Annotated in this window: 15 protein-coding genes; 7 read left to right on the top strand and 8 right to left on the bottom strand. The window is 64.8% G+C overall.

Annotation, left to right across the window (positions count from 1 at the left end):
* Nucleotides 1-18: 18 nt before the first annotated feature.
* Entirely contained in the window at nt 19-321 is a 303-nt protein-coding gene (locus J1C52_RS05600) for a tryptophan synthase subunit beta (protein WP_227426940.1), read from the bottom strand.
* A 227-nt stretch (nt 322-548) separates the two neighbouring features.
* On the opposite strand from J1C52_RS05600, the gene J1C52_RS05595 reads away from it, so the two are divergent.
* The 3 genes from J1C52_RS05595 to J1C52_RS05585 are packed head-to-tail and all read left to right on the top strand — an operon-like array spanning nt 549 to nt 4,461.
* The gene (locus J1C52_RS05595) at nt 549-2,057 is read left to right on the top strand and encodes an FGGY-family carbohydrate kinase (protein ID WP_227426939.1); all 1,509 of its coding nucleotides are present in this window, start codon (nt 549-551) and stop codon (nt 2,055-2,057) included.
* Nucleotides 2,054-2,818, top strand: a complete 765-nt coding sequence (locus tag J1C52_RS05590) for a DeoR/GlpR family DNA-binding transcription regulator (protein ID WP_227426938.1) — start codon at nt 2,054-2,056, stop codon at nt 2,816-2,818. The genes J1C52_RS05595 and J1C52_RS05590 overlap by 4 nt, the downstream gene beginning before the upstream one ends.
* Nucleotides 2,815-4,461, top strand: coding sequence for a glycerol-3-phosphate dehydrogenase/oxidase (locus J1C52_RS05585; protein WP_227426937.1), 1,647 nt, complete (start codon nt 2,815-2,817; stop codon nt 4,459-4,461). The genes J1C52_RS05590 and J1C52_RS05585 overlap by 4 nt, the downstream gene beginning before the upstream one ends.
* Before the next feature lie 19 nt (nt 4,462-4,480).
* On the opposite strand, the gene J1C52_RS05580 is transcribed toward J1C52_RS05585, so the two are convergent.
* The 3 genes from J1C52_RS05580 to J1C52_RS05570 are packed head-to-tail and all read right to left on the bottom strand — an operon-like array spanning nt 4,481 to nt 6,502.
* Nucleotides 4,481-4,936 (bottom strand): RpiB/LacA/LacB family sugar-phosphate isomerase, encoded by a 456-nt coding sequence (locus J1C52_RS05580; protein ID WP_227426936.1) that lies wholly within the window; start codon nt 4,934-4,936, stop codon nt 4,481-4,483.
* A 22-nt stretch (nt 4,937-4,958) separates the two neighbouring features.
* Entirely contained in the window at nt 4,959-5,726 is a 768-nt protein-coding gene (locus J1C52_RS05575; RefSeq protein ID WP_227426935.1) for a triose-phosphate isomerase, read from the bottom strand.
* Nucleotides 5,723-6,502, bottom strand: a complete 780-nt coding sequence (locus J1C52_RS05570; RefSeq protein WP_227426934.1) for a DeoR/GlpR family DNA-binding transcription regulator — start codon at nt 6,500-6,502, stop codon at nt 5,723-5,725. Before J1C52_RS05570 ends, J1C52_RS05575 begins: the two co-directional genes overlap by 4 nt.
* Nucleotides 6,503-6,626: 124 nt before the next feature.
* Between J1C52_RS05570 and J1C52_RS05565 the strand changes: the two genes are divergently transcribed.
* Together J1C52_RS05565 and fba are read left to right on the top strand one after the other, a co-directional pair.
* Nucleotides 6,627-7,625 (top strand): class 1 fructose-bisphosphatase, encoded by a 999-nt coding sequence (locus J1C52_RS05565; protein WP_227426933.1) that lies wholly within the window; start codon nt 6,627-6,629, stop codon nt 7,623-7,625.
* A 2-nt stretch (nt 7,626-7,627) separates the two neighbouring features.
* Nucleotides 7,628-8,662 carry a class II fructose-bisphosphate aldolase gene (gene fba / locus J1C52_RS05560; RefSeq protein WP_227426932.1) on the top strand — a complete coding sequence of 345 codons (1,035 nt, stop codon included), beginning with the start codon at nt 7,628-7,630 and terminating at the stop codon, nt 8,660-8,662.
* On the opposite strand, the gene J1C52_RS05555 is transcribed toward fba, so the two are convergent.
* The 4 genes from J1C52_RS05555 to J1C52_RS05540 all read right to left on the bottom strand — a co-directional run bounded on the left by J1C52_RS05555 (nt 8,659) and on the right by J1C52_RS05540 (nt 13,706).
* The gene (locus J1C52_RS05555; protein ID WP_227426931.1) at nt 8,659-9,615 is read right to left on the bottom strand and encodes a sugar-binding transcriptional regulator; all 957 of its coding nucleotides are present in this window, start codon (nt 9,613-9,615) and stop codon (nt 8,659-8,661) included. The two genes, fba and J1C52_RS05555, sit on opposite strands and share 4 nt — an antisense overlap.
* Before the next feature lie 79 nt (nt 9,616-9,694).
* Complete coding sequence (locus tag J1C52_RS05550) at nt 9,695-10,627, bottom strand: sugar phosphate isomerase/epimerase family protein (protein WP_227426930.1); 933 nt, start codon at nt 10,625-10,627, stop codon at nt 9,695-9,697.
* Nucleotides 10,627-12,135, bottom strand: coding sequence for a glycerol-3-phosphate dehydrogenase (locus J1C52_RS05545; RefSeq protein ID WP_227426929.1), 1,509 nt, complete (start codon nt 12,133-12,135; stop codon nt 10,627-10,629). The genes J1C52_RS05550 and J1C52_RS05545 overlap by 1 nt, the downstream gene beginning before the upstream one ends.
* 5 nt (nt 12,136-12,140) lie before the next feature.
* Nucleotides 12,141-13,706 carry an FGGY-family carbohydrate kinase gene (locus J1C52_RS05540; protein ID WP_227426928.1) on the bottom strand — a complete coding sequence of 522 codons (1,566 nt, stop codon included), beginning with the start codon at nt 13,704-13,706 and terminating at the stop codon, nt 12,141-12,143.
* Nucleotides 13,707-13,984: 278 nt separating this feature from the next.
* On the opposite strand from J1C52_RS05540, the gene J1C52_RS05535 reads away from it, so the two are divergent.
* Both J1C52_RS05535 and J1C52_RS05530 read left to right on the top strand, forming a co-directional pair.
* On the top strand, nt 13,985-14,641 hold the full coding sequence (locus tag J1C52_RS05535; protein WP_227426927.1) for a DUF2291 family protein: 657 nt from the start codon (nt 13,985-13,987) through the stop codon (nt 14,639-14,641).
* Nucleotides 14,638-16,188: a sugar ABC transporter ATP-binding protein gene (locus J1C52_RS05530; protein ID WP_227426926.1), complete on the top strand. Its 1,551-nt coding sequence runs from the start codon at nt 14,638-14,640 to the stop codon at nt 16,186-16,188. The genes J1C52_RS05535 and J1C52_RS05530 overlap by 4 nt, the downstream gene beginning before the upstream one ends.
* Nucleotides 16,189-16,204 lie beyond the last annotated feature (16 nt).

Here is a 16,204-nt window from a genome sequence, read left to right as displayed (position 1 = left end):
GGGATCTTTCGTTAAGGGTTAACGCTTTTCGCGCCGCCACAGCGCCCATTTCCGGCGCAAGCGGATCAACGCGGCGCCAACGATGGGCCGCAGGGGCGGCAGATCGACAGCCAGCAGGACAAGACCCAAGGGGATCATCCACAGGCCAAAGACCGGCAAGACCGCCAAGAAGCCGCCAGCCACCAGCATCAGGCCCAGTGGCGCACGCCACAGCACGCCCTTGCGGTCACGATATGCCCCGCGCAGCCGCCACAGAAGCGGCACATCCTGCGTCATGGCATCCAGTTGGCGCTCTATCCGCTTGCGGTTCTTTACACTCATCACCTGTCCAGTGTCGCATGGTCTGCCCTGTCAGGTCAAAATGGCCAGCGCGCGAGCCTATCGCAGAAGTGGGAAGGGGCCGTGCCCTGTTCAACGGGCGCGCTCAGAATTGTTTCGCGGGCGGTGTGGCATGGCTCAGGTATTAAATCGCAGATTATGCCCCTTTATTTATGTGAATTTATCATCGTAACATGTTACAAAGCAGGCAGAGCTTGGAGCAAACCGCCATGACCCCTCTGTTGGTCGGCATAGATGTCGGGCTGACCGTCACCAAGGCGGTCTTGTTCGACACGAGCGGAACCCCCTTGGCCGTGGCCCGGCGCAGGGTTCCGCAACTCATACCACAGCCGAAATTCGTCGAACGCGACATGACGGCCCTCTGGAGCGCCACCTGCCAGGCGGTGGCAGAGATTGCCGCGCAACTGCCACGATCCGCACAGGTCGCCGCCATAGGGGCCACGGCACATGGCGACGGGCTGTACCTGCTGGACCGTGACGGGCGGCCGCTTGGCCCCGGCATCCTGTCGCTGGACAGCCGCGCCGGCGATCTTGTGGCCGAGTGGGGGCGCACGGAGCTTTTTGGCAAGGCCCTGCAACGCAGCGGACAGACGCCGCACGCCTCTGCCCCTTCGGCGCTTCTGGCGTGGATCGCCCGGCACCAGCCCGAACGCTTCGCCGCGATCGGGCATGTGCTGGCCTGCAAGGACTGGCTGCGCTTTTGCCTGACCGGCACCATCGGCACCGACCTGACAGAGGCCAGCACGTCCTTTACCGATGTGCAGACGCAAGACTACGCGCCCGACATTCTGGATGCCTACGGCCTTGCGGCCTTGCGCCCGGCGCTGCCTGCGATTGACCTGCCCGACCAGATCGTCGGACAGCTGACAGAGCAGGCCGCGCTTGTCTGCGGCCTGCCTGCCGGTGTGCCCGTGGTGGCGGGGCTTCATGACGTGACGGCTTCGGCACTAGGCGTGGGCGGCTACGGTCTGGGTCATGCGACGATGGTGGCGGGCACCTATTCCATCAACGAAACCGTGTCCGATGCCCCGCGCTGCGACCGGCACTGGTTTTGCCGCAACGGGTTGCGCAAGGGCGAATGGAACAACATGGCAATCTCGCCCGCCTCGGCCACGAATTACGACTGGTTCATGGACCGGCTTTGCGCGCAGGAACGCGCCGGGCTGGGCGACGGGCTGCACGCCAAGCTGGCACAAGAGCTGGACGCCGCGCGCGACCGCCGTTCGGGGGTGATGTTCCACCCCTATCTTTTCGGTTCTCCTTACGGGCCGGGGCCAAGTGCCGGGTTTCTGGGGCTGCGCGGCTGGAGCGACCGGGGCGATATGCTGCGCGCCTTGATGGAAGGCATCGCCTTCAACCACCGGGTCCATGTCGATGCGCTGCGCGACAGGTTCACGACGGGCACGCTGCACCTGACCGGCGGGATCTCTCGCAACCCGTCCTATGCGCAGCTCTTTGCGGATGCGCTGGGCCAAGCCCTGATCGTGACCGATACCGAAGAACCCGCCGCATGGGGCGCGGCCCTGTGCGCGGGCGCGGGTGTTGGCCTGTTCGACAGCCCGACCGCGGACCCCAGAGACCTGAACACCCTGCGCCGCCACTACCAACCCGACCCCGAACGCGCCCCTCACCTTGCCCGGCGCTACCGGCTGCATTGCGACATGGCCGATGCCCTGGCCCCGGTCTGGGCACGGCTGGAAGAAGAGGAACGCCCATGACCCCCGATCGGCTGACCGCGATTGCCGAATATGTGCGCATGCAGGGCGAAGCCCGGCTAGACGCCTTGGCCGAACATTTCGGCGTGTCGCGCATGACCATCCATCGCGACATCGACAAACTGGCGCAGCAAGGCGTCTTGCGCAAATTGCACGGCGCGGTCACGGCGCAACCCTCTAGCGTCTATGAAAGCCTGTATGCCTATCGCAGTCAGGCCGACATGGCGACCAAGGCCGCACTGGCCCATGCGGCGATGGCCGAAGTCACGCCGGGCCAAGCAGTCCTGCTGGACGATTCGACCACCGTGGCGGCGCTGGCCCCCATGATCGCCGATGCCGCCCCCCTGACGGTCGCGACCAACAGCCTTGGGCTGATGCAAGAACTGGCACATCGCGACGAGATTGCGCTGATCGCCATCGGCGGCAACTATGCCCCGACCTATAACGCCTTTATCGGCCCGGATTGCGAGGCGGCGCTGGGGCGTATCCGGGTCAATCTGGCGCTGGTCTCGGCCTCTGGCGTGGCCGATGGCGTGGCGCTTGTGCAAGACGCGCAGGTCACACGGGCCAAGGCGGCCATGCTGGCCGCGGCAGAACGGCGGGTGCTGGTGCTGGGGTCCGGCAAATTCGGGCGGATCGCACTGAACAAGCTGGCCCGGCTGGATGCGTTCGACGCCGTCTATACCGATACCGGGCTGCCCGCGTCGCAGGCACGCGCATTGCGCGATGCAGGCGTGCCCCTGAACCTTGTGGACCTGTCATGACCCTGCCCGAGCGTTGCGATGTTCTGATCCTCGGGGCCGGGGTGAACGGGGCGGGCCTGTTCCGGGATCTGGCGCTTCAGGGGGTGTCGGTCGTGCTGGCCGACAAGGGCGATTATGGCGGCGGCAGCTCGGCCGCACCGTCGCGGTTGATCCATGGCGGGTTGAAATACCTCGAAACCGGCGAATTACGCCTTGTCGCGCAATCGACCTACGAGCGGAACCTGCTTTTGCGTAACGCGCCGCATCTGGTCAGCCCGCTGCCGACCGTCATTCCGATCATGTCCAGGGCCAAGGGAATAGGGGCCGCGCTGCGCACATTGATGGGGTCCACCACTGCCCCGCGCAGCCGGGGCGCTGCGCTGATCTGGGCGGGGCTGATGATGTATGATTTCTACGGTGCCCGCGCCCGCGTCATGCCCCGCCACCAGATGTGGCACAGGCGGCGCGCGCTGCGCGAGATCCCGGCGCTGACCCCCGCCATTCGCGCCGCCGGCCAGTATTACGACGCGCATGTCACCTATCCTGAACGGCTGGTGCTGGAACTGGTGCAGGACGGGCTGCGCGCAGGCCCACAGGCGACCGCGATGAACCACACGGCGCTTCTGGGCGCGGATGCGGGGCGTGTCGGGCTGCGCGGGCCGGATGGCGCAGAGCAGTGGCTGGCGCCACGCCTTGTGGTGAACGCCGCCGGGCCTTGGATCGACCTGGTCAATGGCAGACTGGGCGCGCCCTCGCGCTTCATCGGCGGCACAAAGGGGTCGCATATCCTGCTGGACCACCCCGACCTTTTGCGCGCGCTTGGCGGCAAGATGGTCTATTTCGAGGCCGATGACGGGCGCATTTGCCTTGCCTTTCCGCATCTGGGACGGGTGCTTGTCGGCTCTACCGACATTCGGGCCGACAACCCCGATACCGTTGCCTGCGACGAAGATGAGGTCGGCTATTTCCTGACGGCACTGCGCGGACTGTTTCCGGCCCTAAGCTTCGGCGAAGATCAGATCGTGCATGTCTATAGCGGCATCCGGCCCCTGCCCGTGTCGGAGGGCACGGCGGCGGGGCTTATCAGCCGCGATCATTCCACGCCGGAATTGCCTGCGGATGACACCCGCCCCTTTGCGATCCTGTCCATGGTCGGGGGCAAATGGACCACCTTTCGCGGCTTCGCCGAAGAGGTGGCCGATACGGTCCTTGCGCGATTGGGCAGGCCGCGCCGGACCGGGACAGACACCCTGCCTATCGGCGGTGGGCGCGACTATCCCGACGACCGCGCGGCATGGGCTGCCCAAATGGCAGAGGCCACCGGCTGCACGCCCCTGCGCGCGGGCTTGCTGCTGGGGCGCTATGGCAGCGTGGCCGCCGAAATCTTGCGGGCCGAAGGGTCAGCCCCCACGCCCCTGCCAGACGCGCCCGATCATTCGGTGCAAGAGATACGACATATCCTGACCCACGAACATGTCGTGCACCTGCAAGACATGGTGCTGCGTCGCACTTCGCTGGCGATTACCGGCCAGATCACGGAAGCGGGGTTGCAAGCCCTCGCCGATCTGGCGGCGACACATCTGGGCTGGGACAGCGCGCGCCGCAGCCAAGAGCTGGACGACACGCGCGCGCTGTTGCGGACCCGCCACCGCAACCGCGTGTGACAGAACCGCAGGAACGCACTCAGGCGCTGCGATATTTCGCGTCGACCCGGTCAATGGCCTGCACATTCCCGGCAGAGCGGCCCTCGGGGTCGAAACTCTGGGCCAAGTAGGCATCGGCAATCGCCTTGGCCAGTTCCGTGCCGATCACGCGCGCGCCCATGGTGATGACCTGCGCGTTGTTCGACAGCGCAGCGCGTTCTGCCGAATATGTGTCATGGCATTGCGCGGCCCGAATGCCGGGCACCTTGTTGGCCGACAGCGCCACGCCAATGCCCGTGCCGCAAACAAGGATCGCGCGGTCATATTCCCCGCGCAACACCGCGCTGCACACGCGGTCGGACAGGTTGGCATAAAAATCATCCGGCCCGTCAGCGGTGCGCGACAGGTCTGAAACCTCGTGTTTGTCTTTCAGGTAGTCGACGAGAACTTTGGCCAGACCTTCTCCGGCGCTGTCGCCTGCGATGGCAAGTTTCATGAGTGTCACTCCTTTCAAAGGGTCAGATGGCCGCCGAAACGCGGCCAAGAATGTCCAGATAGCCGTCCACATCCCAAGCAGAACGCCCGATGAACAAGCCGTCCACATGCGGGCAGGCGATCAGTTCGGCACAATTCTCGGGGTTGACGGAACCGCCATAGAGGCAGGGCACACGCCGCCCCAAGACGCTTTCTGCGACGGCTATGATCTCAGCCTGGCGAGCATCGGCATAATCGGATGTGGCGGATATACCGCCCTCGCCGATGGCCCAGACGGGTTCGTAGGCAAACAGAACCGGCGCGGCTTTCTGGGCATCGGACAGTTTGGCCAGCGCCAAGCGGGTCTGGCGTGCCAGCACCTCGGCGGCGCGGCCTGCGTCGCGTTCGGCCAATGTCTCGCCCAGGCAGATCAGCGGGGTCAGCCCATGGCGCACGGCGCTTTCCACCTTCAGGCCCACGGTCTCATCGGTTTCGCCGAAATGCGCGCGGCGTTCGGAATGGCCCAACTCGACCATGTCCAGCCCGCAATCAACCAGCATCGGGGCAGAGACCTCTCCTGTCCAGGCACCGGCATCGGCCCAGTGCATGTTCTGCGCGCCAACCTTGACAGACGTATCAGCCAAAGCCGCTTTCACCTGCCGCACCGCCGTGAAGGGCGGGATCACGAAGCGCTGCACGCGCGCGTCGCGCGCGGCATCGGCATTGGCCAGCCGCGTGGCGAAGTCCATCGCCTGCGGCAGGGTCTTGTTCATTTTCCAGCTTGTGCCGATCCAGAATCCTGCGTCGCTCATGTGTCGGGGTCCAATCTGTCTGCAAGGGTCAGGGTCAGGCCCGCGCGCGCAAGCGCGGCGCGCGCCTGCGCATCGGGCGCGGTATCGGTGATGATGTGGTCGAACTCTGCCAGTGCCGCCAGCCGGTGAAGGGCGGCATGGCCGAAGCGGGTATGGTTGACCAGTAGGCAACGCATTGCGCTTGCATCCATCATGGCGCGCTTGGCCCGCACGACCGCGTCATCCATGTGAAACACCTCCAGCCCGGCAAGGGCGGGGGTCGAGATGAAGGCGATGTCGGCATGGAGCTGGGCAAGAGTATCTTCGGTGATCTTGCCCAGATAGGCGTTGAACTTGGCCGAATACACGCCGCCCAGCGCGATCAGGGTGATCCCGGCTTCGCCGCGCAACCGCTCCAGCACGGCTGCATTGTTGGTGATGATGGTCAGCGGGCGACGTGCAACAAGCGCATCGGCCAGCGTGGCGGCCATGGACCCGTCATTGACCAGAACGCTCATCCCCGGCTCTACCAAACGCAGCGCGGCGGCGGCCATGGCAGCTTTTGCCGGCGCGTCCTGACGTTCGCGAATGCGGAAATCGCTTTCGAACTGGGTGCCGCTGCGAATGGTGGCCCCGCCCCGGATCTTGCGCAGCACGCCCGCGCTTTCAAGCTCGTCCAGATCGCGGTGAATGGTCATGCGCGACACGGCGAAGCGCTCGGCCAAGGCGTCCAGCTCGACCTCTCCCTGTGCGACCAGCAGGTCCATGATCTCTTGCTGTCTTTCGTCGCGCTTCATGGGTGCCCTCTGATTAGCGCTAACATGCCTTATAACATGAGTATCGTCAATGATGTGATTTTGTGATTTATGATTGTGATTTTCAAGGGGCAACTGTATAAGCGGGCGAAATTGGGATTTGACGATGACGCACCCCCTGCATCTGCCGACCGACGAACCGATCACCGCACCGACGCTGGCAGCCTTCTTGCAGCAGCATTGCGGCGATGCGGATTTGCGCGCGCTGCTGGTGGCACTGGCCGAGGGCAGCAAGGCGCTGGCCGGGCGGCTTGCCCAAGGGCGGTTGACCGGCAACCCTAACGCGGTCGTGGGCACGAACCAGTCCGGTGACACGCAAAAGGCGCTGGACATGGGCGCACATCACCACATGCTGACCGTGCTGCAAGGCCAGTCGGTCGCCACCGTTCTGTCGGAGGAAGCGCAGGACATCATCGCGCTGACCCCGACCGGGCGGTTCGATGTCGCGATGGACCCGATTGACGGGTCTGGGAGCATCGGCATCGGCGCGCCGCTGGGTGCGCTATTCGCGATCTTCCCGGCGCAGGGCCATTTCCGGCGCAAGGGCCGGGAAATGATCGCCGCCGCCTATGTCAGCTTTGGCCATTCGGTGGATTTCGGCTTTTCTACGGGGGCGGGCGTGCATATCGCCACGCTGGACCCTGTCGGCGGCCAGTTCCATGTCGATGCGCCGGATGTGCGAGTCAAGGACACCGCCAGCACGATTGCCTATAACGCGTCGAACCAGCGGCATTGGGTGCCGGGGCTGCAACACTATGTCGCCGACCTGCTGGCCGGGGAGGACGGCCCCCGCGGGCGCAATTTCAACATGCGCTGGATTGCCGCTGCCGTGGGCGATTTGCACCGCATTTTGCGCCGTGGCGGCATGTTCATGTATCCCGCCGACGCGCGCGCGGGCTACAAGGACGGCTTTCTGCGCCTGCCCTACGAGGCCTTTCCCATCGCCTACCTCATGGAACAGGCAGGCGGGGCCGCAACCGATGGTCAAAACCCTATTCTGGACCTTACGCCACAGGACAACCACGCCCGTGTGCCGTTGGTCTTCGGTGCCGCGTCCGAGGTGGCGACCGTTTCCGATTATCTTTCCCAAACACCGGAGTTCTGACAATGGCCCGCATCACCCTGCGCCAACTTCTCGATCACGCCGCCGAAAACGGCTATGGCGTGCCCGCATTCAACATGTCGAACATGGAGCAGGGGCTGGCGATCATGGCCGCCGCCGACAAGACCGGCTCTCCCGTGATCTTGCAAGCCAGCCGGGGCGCGCGGGCTTATGCCAATGACACGGTTCTGGCCAAGCTGATCGACGCGCTGGTCGAGATTTATCCGCACATCCCCGTCTGTATGCATCTGGACCATGGCAACAATCTGGGCACCTGCGTGACCGCGATCCAGCACGGGTTCACATCGGTCATGATGGACGGCTCTTTGATGGAGGATGGCACCACCCCCGCCGATTACGCCTATAACGTCGGCATTACCCGCGCCGTGGTGCAGATGGCCCATGCGGCCGGTGTTTCGGTCGAGGGCGAGCTGGGCGTCCTGGGGTCGCTGGAAACCGGCATGGGCGATCAGGAAGACGGCCATGGCGCGACCGAGAAGCTGAGCCATGACCAGCTTCTGACCGACCCCGAAGAAGCAGAGCGCTTCGTGGCCGAAACCGGCGTCGATGCGCTGGCGGTTGCCATGGGCACCAGCCACGGCGCGTATAAGTTCACCCGCGAACCCGATGGCGACGTGCTGGCCATGGACGTGATCGAGGCGATCAACAAGCGTCTGCCCAACACCCATCTGGTGATGCACGGATCGTCCTCTGTGCCCGAAGACCTGCGCGAGAAAATCAACGCCCATGGTGGCCAGATGAAGCCCACATGGGGCGTGCCGCTGGAAGAGATTCAGCGCGGCATCCGCCATGGCGTGCGCAAGGTGAATATCGACACCGACCTGCGCATGGCCGCGACCGCCGCGATCCGCGAAGTGTTCACCTCGAAGCCCGAGGAATTCGACCCGCGCAAGTATCTGAAGCCCGCGATGGATGCGATGACGGCGCAGTGCATCATCAAGTTCGACGCTTTCGGCACCGCAGGACAGGCCGAGAAGATCCGCGCCAAATCCTTGGCGGTTATGGCCAAGTCCTACTAGGCCAGCAACGCGCGCGCGGTGTTTTCGTCGGTAATCAGGCCGTGCAGCCTGCCACTGTTGAGCACCGCGCTGATGGCGGCCACCTTGTGAGGGCCGCCCGCCAGCGCCACGATACGCCCGCCCGCCCCCGGCCCGGACCCGAGCGAGGCGGCGATGGTGCGTTTCGTCAGGGCCGTGTCGATGATATGGCCCGACGCGTCGAAGAAGTGACCCAGCATTTCGCCCAAGCCGCCATCGGCAGAGATCGCCTCGATCTCGGATTTCTGGATCAGGCCAGAGACGACCAGTTGCGCCTCGAATGACACGGTACCAATGCCGACTAGCTTGAGAGAGGCGTTTTCCGCCATGGTCAGCACATCGGCGATCCCGCGCTGCGCCAGCAAAACGGCGCGATCCTCGACCGAGTTGGCAAAGAAGGGGACCGGCATGACATAGGCCTGCGCGCCGGTCTTTTCGGCCAGCAGGTGCATCACATCATGCGGGTTGGCGGCGAAATTGCGGGTCAGGCCGCCCAGCAGCGACACGAAGCGCAGGTCCGGCAAGGACAGATGCGACAGGCTGCGCACGGCGGCGGTCAGGGTGCGACCATGGCTGATGCCGATGGTGGTGTCTTCGCCCTGCTCCAGGCAGCGGCGCAACCACGACGCGCCGGCCGCGCCCAGCGCGCGCAGCGGCAGGCCGTCTTCTTCCAGGCAGGGGGCGACTTCGCAGGTTGCAAGCCCGAAGCGTTCGCACAGCGCCGCTTCCAGCTCCACGCATTCGACCATGTCGCCTTCGATGCTGACCTTGACCGCCCCTTCGGCCACGGCCTTCTGGATCAGCCTGTGCGCCTTGACCGAGGGCACGCCCAGCCGCTTCGCAACCTCGGCCTGCCGCAATCCGCCAACGTAATGCAGCCATGCCGCCCGAATGGCGAGCGAATGCTCGATCTCGCTGGCGCTCCAATCCTTCATCGGCATGACCCTTTTGCAAACAACCCCTTTGGCAATGCCCCAAGCCCGACCGCCTTGGCAAGCGCGGCGGCGTCGCAGCTCATACCGTCAGGTCCGCCGCGCCCGTGTCGATATGCGGGGCCCAGAAGGCAACGCTCTCGGCAATCTGCGCGATGACCTGCCGGTCATTCGGTTCGCGTTCCTTGAAGGACAGCTCCAGGCAAATTTCGTTGTCGCGCGCACCGCCTTCGGCAAAAGCCGCCAGCAGCGGGGCCGGCTGGATCGCGCCCTTGGCGTTGTAGTCCGCGGTGAAGGGCCGGTGGCCGGATTTGTCCATCATGGATTGCTTGATATGGATGATAGGCGACACGCGCGGCACGGCCCGTGCCCAGGCATAGGGGTCCGTGTCATCGGGGTTGGGCGAGGTCACATCGCCATGGTCGATATCGGCCATCATCCACATCGGCACGGCCATATCTGCCGCCGTCAGCCGATCTTGCAGCGCCATGCTGGCCGCGATGGTTTCGCCGAATTCACGGCCTATGCTCATCGGTTCCCAGAACACATATTCCAGACCGGCGGCCTTGGCGTGTTCCGCCACCTCTGCCCAGGCGTCGATCGCTGTCTGGGTCAACGCCTCGCGCCGGGCCGGGTCGTCGTAATCGCGATAGGTCAGAATGGCGAATTGCGTGCCCACGGACGTGCCGCCCAGTTCGCCGATGATATCGGCAAAGGTCTTGAACCAGTCGATATAATAGCGCCGCACATCCGCATCGGGGTGGCCGAAATGGTTCAGCCGCCCATAGGGTCCGGTCATGCCCGACGTGACCCGCCCGCCGCTGCGTGCCAGCGCGCGGCCCATGTCGCGCGTCAGGCGGCGAATGACCGGCGCGGGCCAGCTTGGGTTGATGAACTCATGCGTCAGCTGGATGTCGCGAATGCCGATGTCGCGGGTGATAGCGTCGATCAGGTCGTCGGGTTCAGCAAAACGGTTGACCAGCGGGTTGGTGTTCAGCGACAGTGTCAGCGGCATCAGGCGGCCTCTGCATGGGCGGTGAGCCATTCGGCGAAAGCGGCTTGCTCGTCCTCGGACAGATGCAGCCGGTGCTTGGTGCGCCGCCAAAGGATGTCTTCGGGCGTCTGTGCCCATTCATGCCGCATCAGGTAGCTGACCTCTGCCTCGTACAAATCGCCGCCAAAATGCCGCCCCAGCCCCGCGACAGATGTTGCATCGCCCACGATCATGGCAATACGGGTGCCATAGAGGCGGCCATAATGCCGCCGCAGGCTGCGCGGCATCCACGGATAGGTGGCCTTCATCCAGCCGCGGAACGCTTCGTAATCCGCCTTGGGCATATCGCCGCCGGGCATGGGCGCTGTCGCGGTCCAGTCACCCCCCATCTTGGGGAAGAAGCGTTTGACCTTGTGCATCCCGCGCTCTGCCAATTCGCGATACGTGGTGATCTTGCCGCCGAAGATGTTCAGCATGGGCGCGCCGCCGGTTTCGTCCACGTCAAAGACGTAGTCGCGCGTGACCGCAGACGGGTTGCCCTTGCCGTCGTCGAACAAGGGCCGCACGCCCGAGAAGCTGCTTTCCACATCGGCGCGGGTCAGTTCTTCCTTGAAGTAAAGGTTCACGGCATCCAGCAGATACTGGATCTCGCTTTCATCCACCGCGACATCCTCGGCGCGTCCTTCGTAAGGGATGTCGGTTGTGCCGATCAGCGCCTTGTCGCGCTCATAGGGGTTGATGAAGATGACCCGCTTGTCATGGTTCTGCACCAGATAGGCATTCTCACCCTTCCAGAACTTGGGCACGACGATATGGCTGCCTTTCACAAGGCGGACATTGCGTGCACTGTTCGACCCGGCGACGCGGGTCAGCACATCCGTCACCCAAGGCCCGGCGGCGTTGATAATCATCCGCGCGCGATACTCGCGCGTCTCGCCGGTCAGGCTGTTGCGGGTGGTGACGAGCCACGCGCCATTCTCGCGCCGCGCGGCAATGGCGGGGGTGCGGGTCAACACCTCTGCCCCGCGCTCTGCCGCGTCGATCGCGTTCAGCACCACAAGCCGCGCGTCATCGACCCAACAGTCGGAATATTCAAACCCCTTGGTGTATTTGTCCTTGATCGCGGCGCCCTCCGGATCGCGGCGCAGGTCCAGAACGCGGGTGCCGGGCAGTTTCTTGCGGCCGCCAAGATTGTCATACAGGAACAGGCCCAACCGCACCAACCAGGCGGGGCGGTCGGCGGGGCTGTGCGGCAATACGAAGCGCATGGGCCAGATGATATGCGGGGCCGCGTTCATCAAGACCTCGCGCTCGATCAGTGCCTCGCGCACCAGCCGGAATTCGTAATATTCAAGGTAGCGCAAGCCGCCATGCACCAGCTTGCCCGACCGCGACGAGGTGCCTTCGGCCAGATCGTCCTTCTCGCACAGAACCACGCTCAGGCCACGGCCTGCCGCGTCGCGGGCAATTCCGGCCCCGTTTATTCCGCCCCCGATCACGAACAGATCGACATCGCGTGTATATGTCATGGCAACTACCTTTCAGTTGCGCGCGCCGTGGCCATTTGCGCCCAGACGGGCTGCAAGGCTTGGCGCGACGCGCAATAGGACGCAAAGAGCGCGTCATAGGTTCCAACAAGTTCGGGGGCGGGCAGGTCGGGCGCACCCAGAAGCGGGGTCGTCCATTCCGCGATGCAGGCGTCCATACCCGGATAGACCCCGATGGCGACAGCGGCCATCATCGCACAACCCGCAGCCCCCGCCTCGGCCCGGTCGCTGACCCGCACGGGCGTGTTCAGGGCCGCCGCCAGAACCCCGCGCAGCGCGGCAGAGCGCGCGGCGCCGCCCGTCAGGCGCAACTCGCGCGGCATCTGCCCCATGGCGGCGTAGCAATCCCGCGCGGCCATGGCCAACCCTTCGATCACGGCGCGCACAAGATCGGGATACCGATGCCCGGCGCTTAGCCCGATCAGGCTGGCGCGGGCGTCGGCATCGACAAAGGGGCCGCGTTCCCCCGCATCAGAGATATAGGGATGATAGACCACCGCCCCGGCCCGGCTTTGCGCCAGCCAGTCGTCGATGCGGGCGACCAGCGCGGCATGGTCGGTCGCCACACCCAGTTGCGCGACCACGTCCTGCGCCAAACCCAACACCCAGTCGATATTGAGCGTGGCCGCCATATTGGTCTGCACCTGTGTCACAAGCCCCGGAACCGGCAGGCAGATCACATAGCCCGTGCCCTCGGCGTTCAGATGCACATCCTGCGCGGCGACGGCGCGCATATGCACCCCGGTGGACCCGATGGTGGAACAGGCGGCACCGGCATCGCCGGTATGCACGCCCGCGCCCAGCGCGGTCATGACCATGTCGACATAGCCAAGCGACACGGGCGTGCCCGCGCGCAACCCCGTCGCCTGCGCGGCGGCTTCGGTCAGCGGGTGCGTCAGCTGCGTGCCATCGACGATGTCCGGCAAAAGCGCGCGCCGAGCGGTCAGTCCAAGCGCGTCCAGCACCGTGTCGTCATAGCGCCGGGTGCGGAAATTACCGAAGGTGAAACTGGCTTCGGACGGGTCGGTGGCGCGAATGCCGGTCAGGTTCAGATACAGCCAATCCTTGCAATGCAGCGCGACCTCTGCCTGTGCCAACAGCTCTGGCGCGGTCGCTTGCATATGGGCCAACTGGCTGCCCTGCTGACAGGTGTTCAGCCCGGTTCCCGTTGCGCTGAAGCGTGCGCGCTCAGCCTCTCCACGCGCAAGTTTGCGAACCGTGGGCGCGGCGCGGGCATCCAGCCACAACCACGCGTCGCCCACTGGCGCGTTGGCGGCCCCGACCAGCCATGTGCCATCGCCCTGCCCCGTCAGCGCAATCGCGGCGGTGCGCGCGGCAAGATTCGGCACATGGTCCGCCAGCCCGCGCAGGGCGGCGGCGCAATCGGCCCATGTGCGGGTCATGTCCTGTGTCGCACGGCCATCGGCCCCGGTCTTGTAGCTGTTGCGCACCGAAGACACGGCGATCTGCGCGCCCGACAGCGTAAAGGCCACGGCCTTGAGCACCGATGTCCCCGCATCAACCCCGATGATGATGTCTTGCGGGTCAGCCATGGCACAAGTTCCGTGCGGTGTCGTGGTGGCCCGTCATCTTGCCATGCCCCTCTTGCAGTCCTCCAGCCCGCGTCAAACCCGCGGGAGTTACGTTCTAGCACAGATTTTCGCAGCGTGTGAAATTTTTTGCAGACAGAGCAAATTTTTTCATCTATGGTCGTGACAAGTTGTCGCTCCAAGCGGGCGCAGCACAGGCGGCACACCCGAATCGAGGAGCGGGGAGCGTCGCGCAAGATACAGGGCAAACCCCGGCTTCGACGGGGCGAGGGAGGATCGCGATGGCAACGACCAGCGCAACGCAGTTTCGCAAGGCACGGCTAGGGCGTCGCGGCTTGGTGCTGGGCGCAGCCGGGGTGCTGCTGCTGGGGGCAATGGCGCTGGACACCACCGTGGTGCGCATCGGGTCGGATAACGATCTGCGCCAGCAGGCTTTCGACCCCGATCAATTCGGCCAGCGTGAATTTCCGCGCATTCGCGAGTTCGTTCTGGACCGCGCCCCCGATGCCGCGACAATGGCAAACGCTCTGGCAGAGGATCGCGCCGCCGCGATTGCCGACTATGGCACGATGGCAGGCGCCTTCCCGGTGCTTGCGGTCAGCGTGACGGGGGTTCTGGGCGAAGGGCGCTCGGGGATCTTTCCGGTTGCGGTCGATGGCTTGCCCGACGGCATGACCATCCGGGTGCAGACCGGCCCGGCCATCAACGGAACGGAACTGCGCGATGTGGTGGGCGACATTGCCTTTGGCGATTTCACCAACCAGATCGAATATCAGGATGCGGGCGCGGGCATTAATCGCGCCATGTCCGCCGAAACCCTGAACGATCTGGATCGCGATGCGCTCAACGGTGCGACCGTGTCGCTGACCGGCGCGTTCACCATGATAAACCCCAAGAATTGGCTGATTACTCCTGTCGCCTTCGAGGTGCGGCAATGACCACGCCCCGGCATGACGAAACCCCCTCTGCCCGCCCCGATGCGTCGGAAGTGGTGCTGGCCGCGCGCAATGTCGCCAAGAATTTCGGGGCCGTGCGCGCGCTGAAGGGCGTGAATTTCGATGTGCACCGGGGGCAAGTGACAACACTCTTCGGCGAAAACGGCGCAGGCAAATCCACGCTGATGAAAATCCTGTCGGGTGTGCAGCGCCCCAGCAGCGGCGAGTTGATCCTCGACGGACGCCCTTTGGAGTTGTCGTCGACCGTCGACGCCCAGCGCAACGGAATCTCGATCATCCACCAAGAGCTTAGCCTCGCGCCGAATATGAACGTGCGCGACAATATCTTTCTGGGCCGCGAGATCATGGGCAAAAGCGGTGTCGATTACGCCGAGGAAGAGCGCCAGACCCGCGCCCTGATGCGCGAGCTGGAAGAAGACATCGACCCGCTGACCCCGGTCGAGGATTTGCGGCTGGGCCAGCAGCAGATCGTCGAGATCGCGCGCGCCCTGTCGGTCAATTCGCGCATTCTGATTATGGATGAACCCACATCGGCGCTATCCGCGTCAGAGGTCGAGGTGCTGTTCAAGGTCATCCGCGACCTGAAAGCGCGGGGCGTGTCGATCGTCTATATCTCGCACCACCTGGAAGAAGCGCTGACGATCACCGACCATGCTGTCGTGCTGCGTGACGGTGTGATGACCGCCTATGCCCCGCGCGCCGAGATCGACCTGGAATGGATCGTGCGAAACATGGTGGGCGAGAATTTCGACCTTGGCCAGCCGCCCACCGGCTACGCGATGGGCACGCCCGCGCTGGAGTTGCGCGGCGTTTCTGTGCCCGGCGCGGCGGGTGGCATGGCGGTCAACCGCATAGACCTGTCGGTCAAGGCGGGAGAGATCGTCTGCATCTACGGCCTGATGGGCGCGGGGCGCACAGAGTTGATGGAATGCGCCGCCGGGCGCTTGCCGCGCGCCGAGGGGCAAATCCTGCTACATGGCCGCGACATAGACGAGCTGAGCATTGCACAGCGGATCGCGGCTGGGCTTGTGCTGGTGCCAGAGGACCGGCAGCGCGACGGGCTGGTGCAAACCATGACCGTGGGCCGCAACCTGTCGCTGGCCTCTATCGGGAATTTCACACGCGGATTGTTCACGCGTAGCGCCGACGAGCGTGCGATCATCGACCGCGCCATTCGGGAGGTCACGGTCAAGACCGACGGCCCGGATGCGCCCATCGGGTCGCTGTCGGGCGGCAACCAGCAAAAGGTCGTCATCGGCAAGATGATCGCCACGAAGCCATCGGTCATGCTGCTGGACGAGCCGTCACGCGGCATTGACATCGGCGCCAAGGCAGAGGTGTTCCGCATCCTTTCCGACCACGCGCGCGCGGGAATGGCGGTGGTCTATACCACGTCCGAAGTGGGCGAATGCCTGTCCATCGCGCATCGTGTGATCGTCATGCGCCGGGGCCGGATTTCGGCCGAGTTCACCGCCGATGCCACCAAGGAAGCGATCATGGCCGCCTCGGGCGAAAGCCTGGTTGCCTGACAGACGCATGAGGGAC

Origin of the sequence: Roseibaca sp. Y0-43 (genome assembly GCF_020667835.1) — a bacterium.
GTDB lineage: Bacteria > Pseudomonadota > Alphaproteobacteria > Rhodobacterales > Rhodobacteraceae > Roseinatronobacter.
The sequence above is the reverse complement of the archived record's forward strand: the minus strand, read 5'-3'. Positions and strand labels throughout refer to the sequence as shown.

Excerpts from the sequence above, each read along its gene's own strand:
- J1C52_RS05535 (WP_227426927.1), top strand. The coding sequence starts at position 13,985 with ATGGCAACGACCAGCGCAACGCAGTTTCGCAAGGCACGGCTAGGGCGT.
- J1C52_RS05555 (WP_227426931.1), bottom strand. The coding sequence starts at position 9,615 with ATGAAGGATTGGAGCGCCAGCGAGATCGAGCATTCGCTCGCCATTCGG.
- J1C52_RS05540 (WP_227426928.1), bottom strand. The coding sequence starts at position 13,706 with ATGGCTGACCCGCAAGACATCATCATCGGGGTTGATGCGGGGACATCG.
- J1C52_RS05600 (WP_227426940.1), bottom strand. The coding sequence starts at position 321 with ATGAGTGTAAAGAACCGCAAGCGGATAGAGCGCCAACTGGATGCCATG.
- J1C52_RS05530 (WP_227426926.1), top strand. The coding sequence starts at position 14,638 with ATGACCACGCCCCGGCATGACGAAACCCCCTCTGCCCGCCCCGATGCG.
- J1C52_RS05580 (WP_227426936.1), bottom strand. The coding sequence starts at position 4,936 with ATGAAACTTGCCATCGCAGGCGACAGCGCCGGAGAAGGTCTGGCCAAA.
- J1C52_RS05565 (WP_227426933.1), top strand. The coding sequence starts at position 6,627 with ATGACGCACCCCCTGCATCTGCCGACCGACGAACCGATCACCGCACCG.
- J1C52_RS05570 (WP_227426934.1), bottom strand. The coding sequence starts at position 6,502 with ATGAAGCGCGACGAAAGACAGCAAGAGATCATGGACCTGCTGGTCGCA.
- J1C52_RS05575 (WP_227426935.1), bottom strand. The coding sequence starts at position 5,726 with ATGAGCGACGCAGGATTCTGGATCGGCACAAGCTGGAAAATGAACAAG.
- J1C52_RS05595 (WP_227426939.1), top strand. The coding sequence starts at position 549 with ATGACCCCTCTGTTGGTCGGCATAGATGTCGGGCTGACCGTCACCAAG.
- J1C52_RS05550 (WP_227426930.1), bottom strand. The coding sequence starts at position 10,627 with ATGCCGCTGACACTGTCGCTGAACACCAACCCGCTGGTCAACCGTTTT.
- J1C52_RS05590 (WP_227426938.1), top strand. The coding sequence starts at position 2,054 with ATGACCCCCGATCGGCTGACCGCGATTGCCGAATATGTGCGCATGCAG.
- J1C52_RS05585 (WP_227426937.1), top strand. The coding sequence starts at position 2,815 with ATGACCCTGCCCGAGCGTTGCGATGTTCTGATCCTCGGGGCCGGGGTG.
- J1C52_RS05545 (WP_227426929.1), bottom strand. The coding sequence starts at position 12,135 with ATGACATATACACGCGATGTCGATCTGTTCGTGATCGGGGGCGGAATA.
- fba (WP_227426932.1), top strand. The coding sequence starts at position 7,628 with ATGGCCCGCATCACCCTGCGCCAACTTCTCGATCACGCCGCCGAAAAC.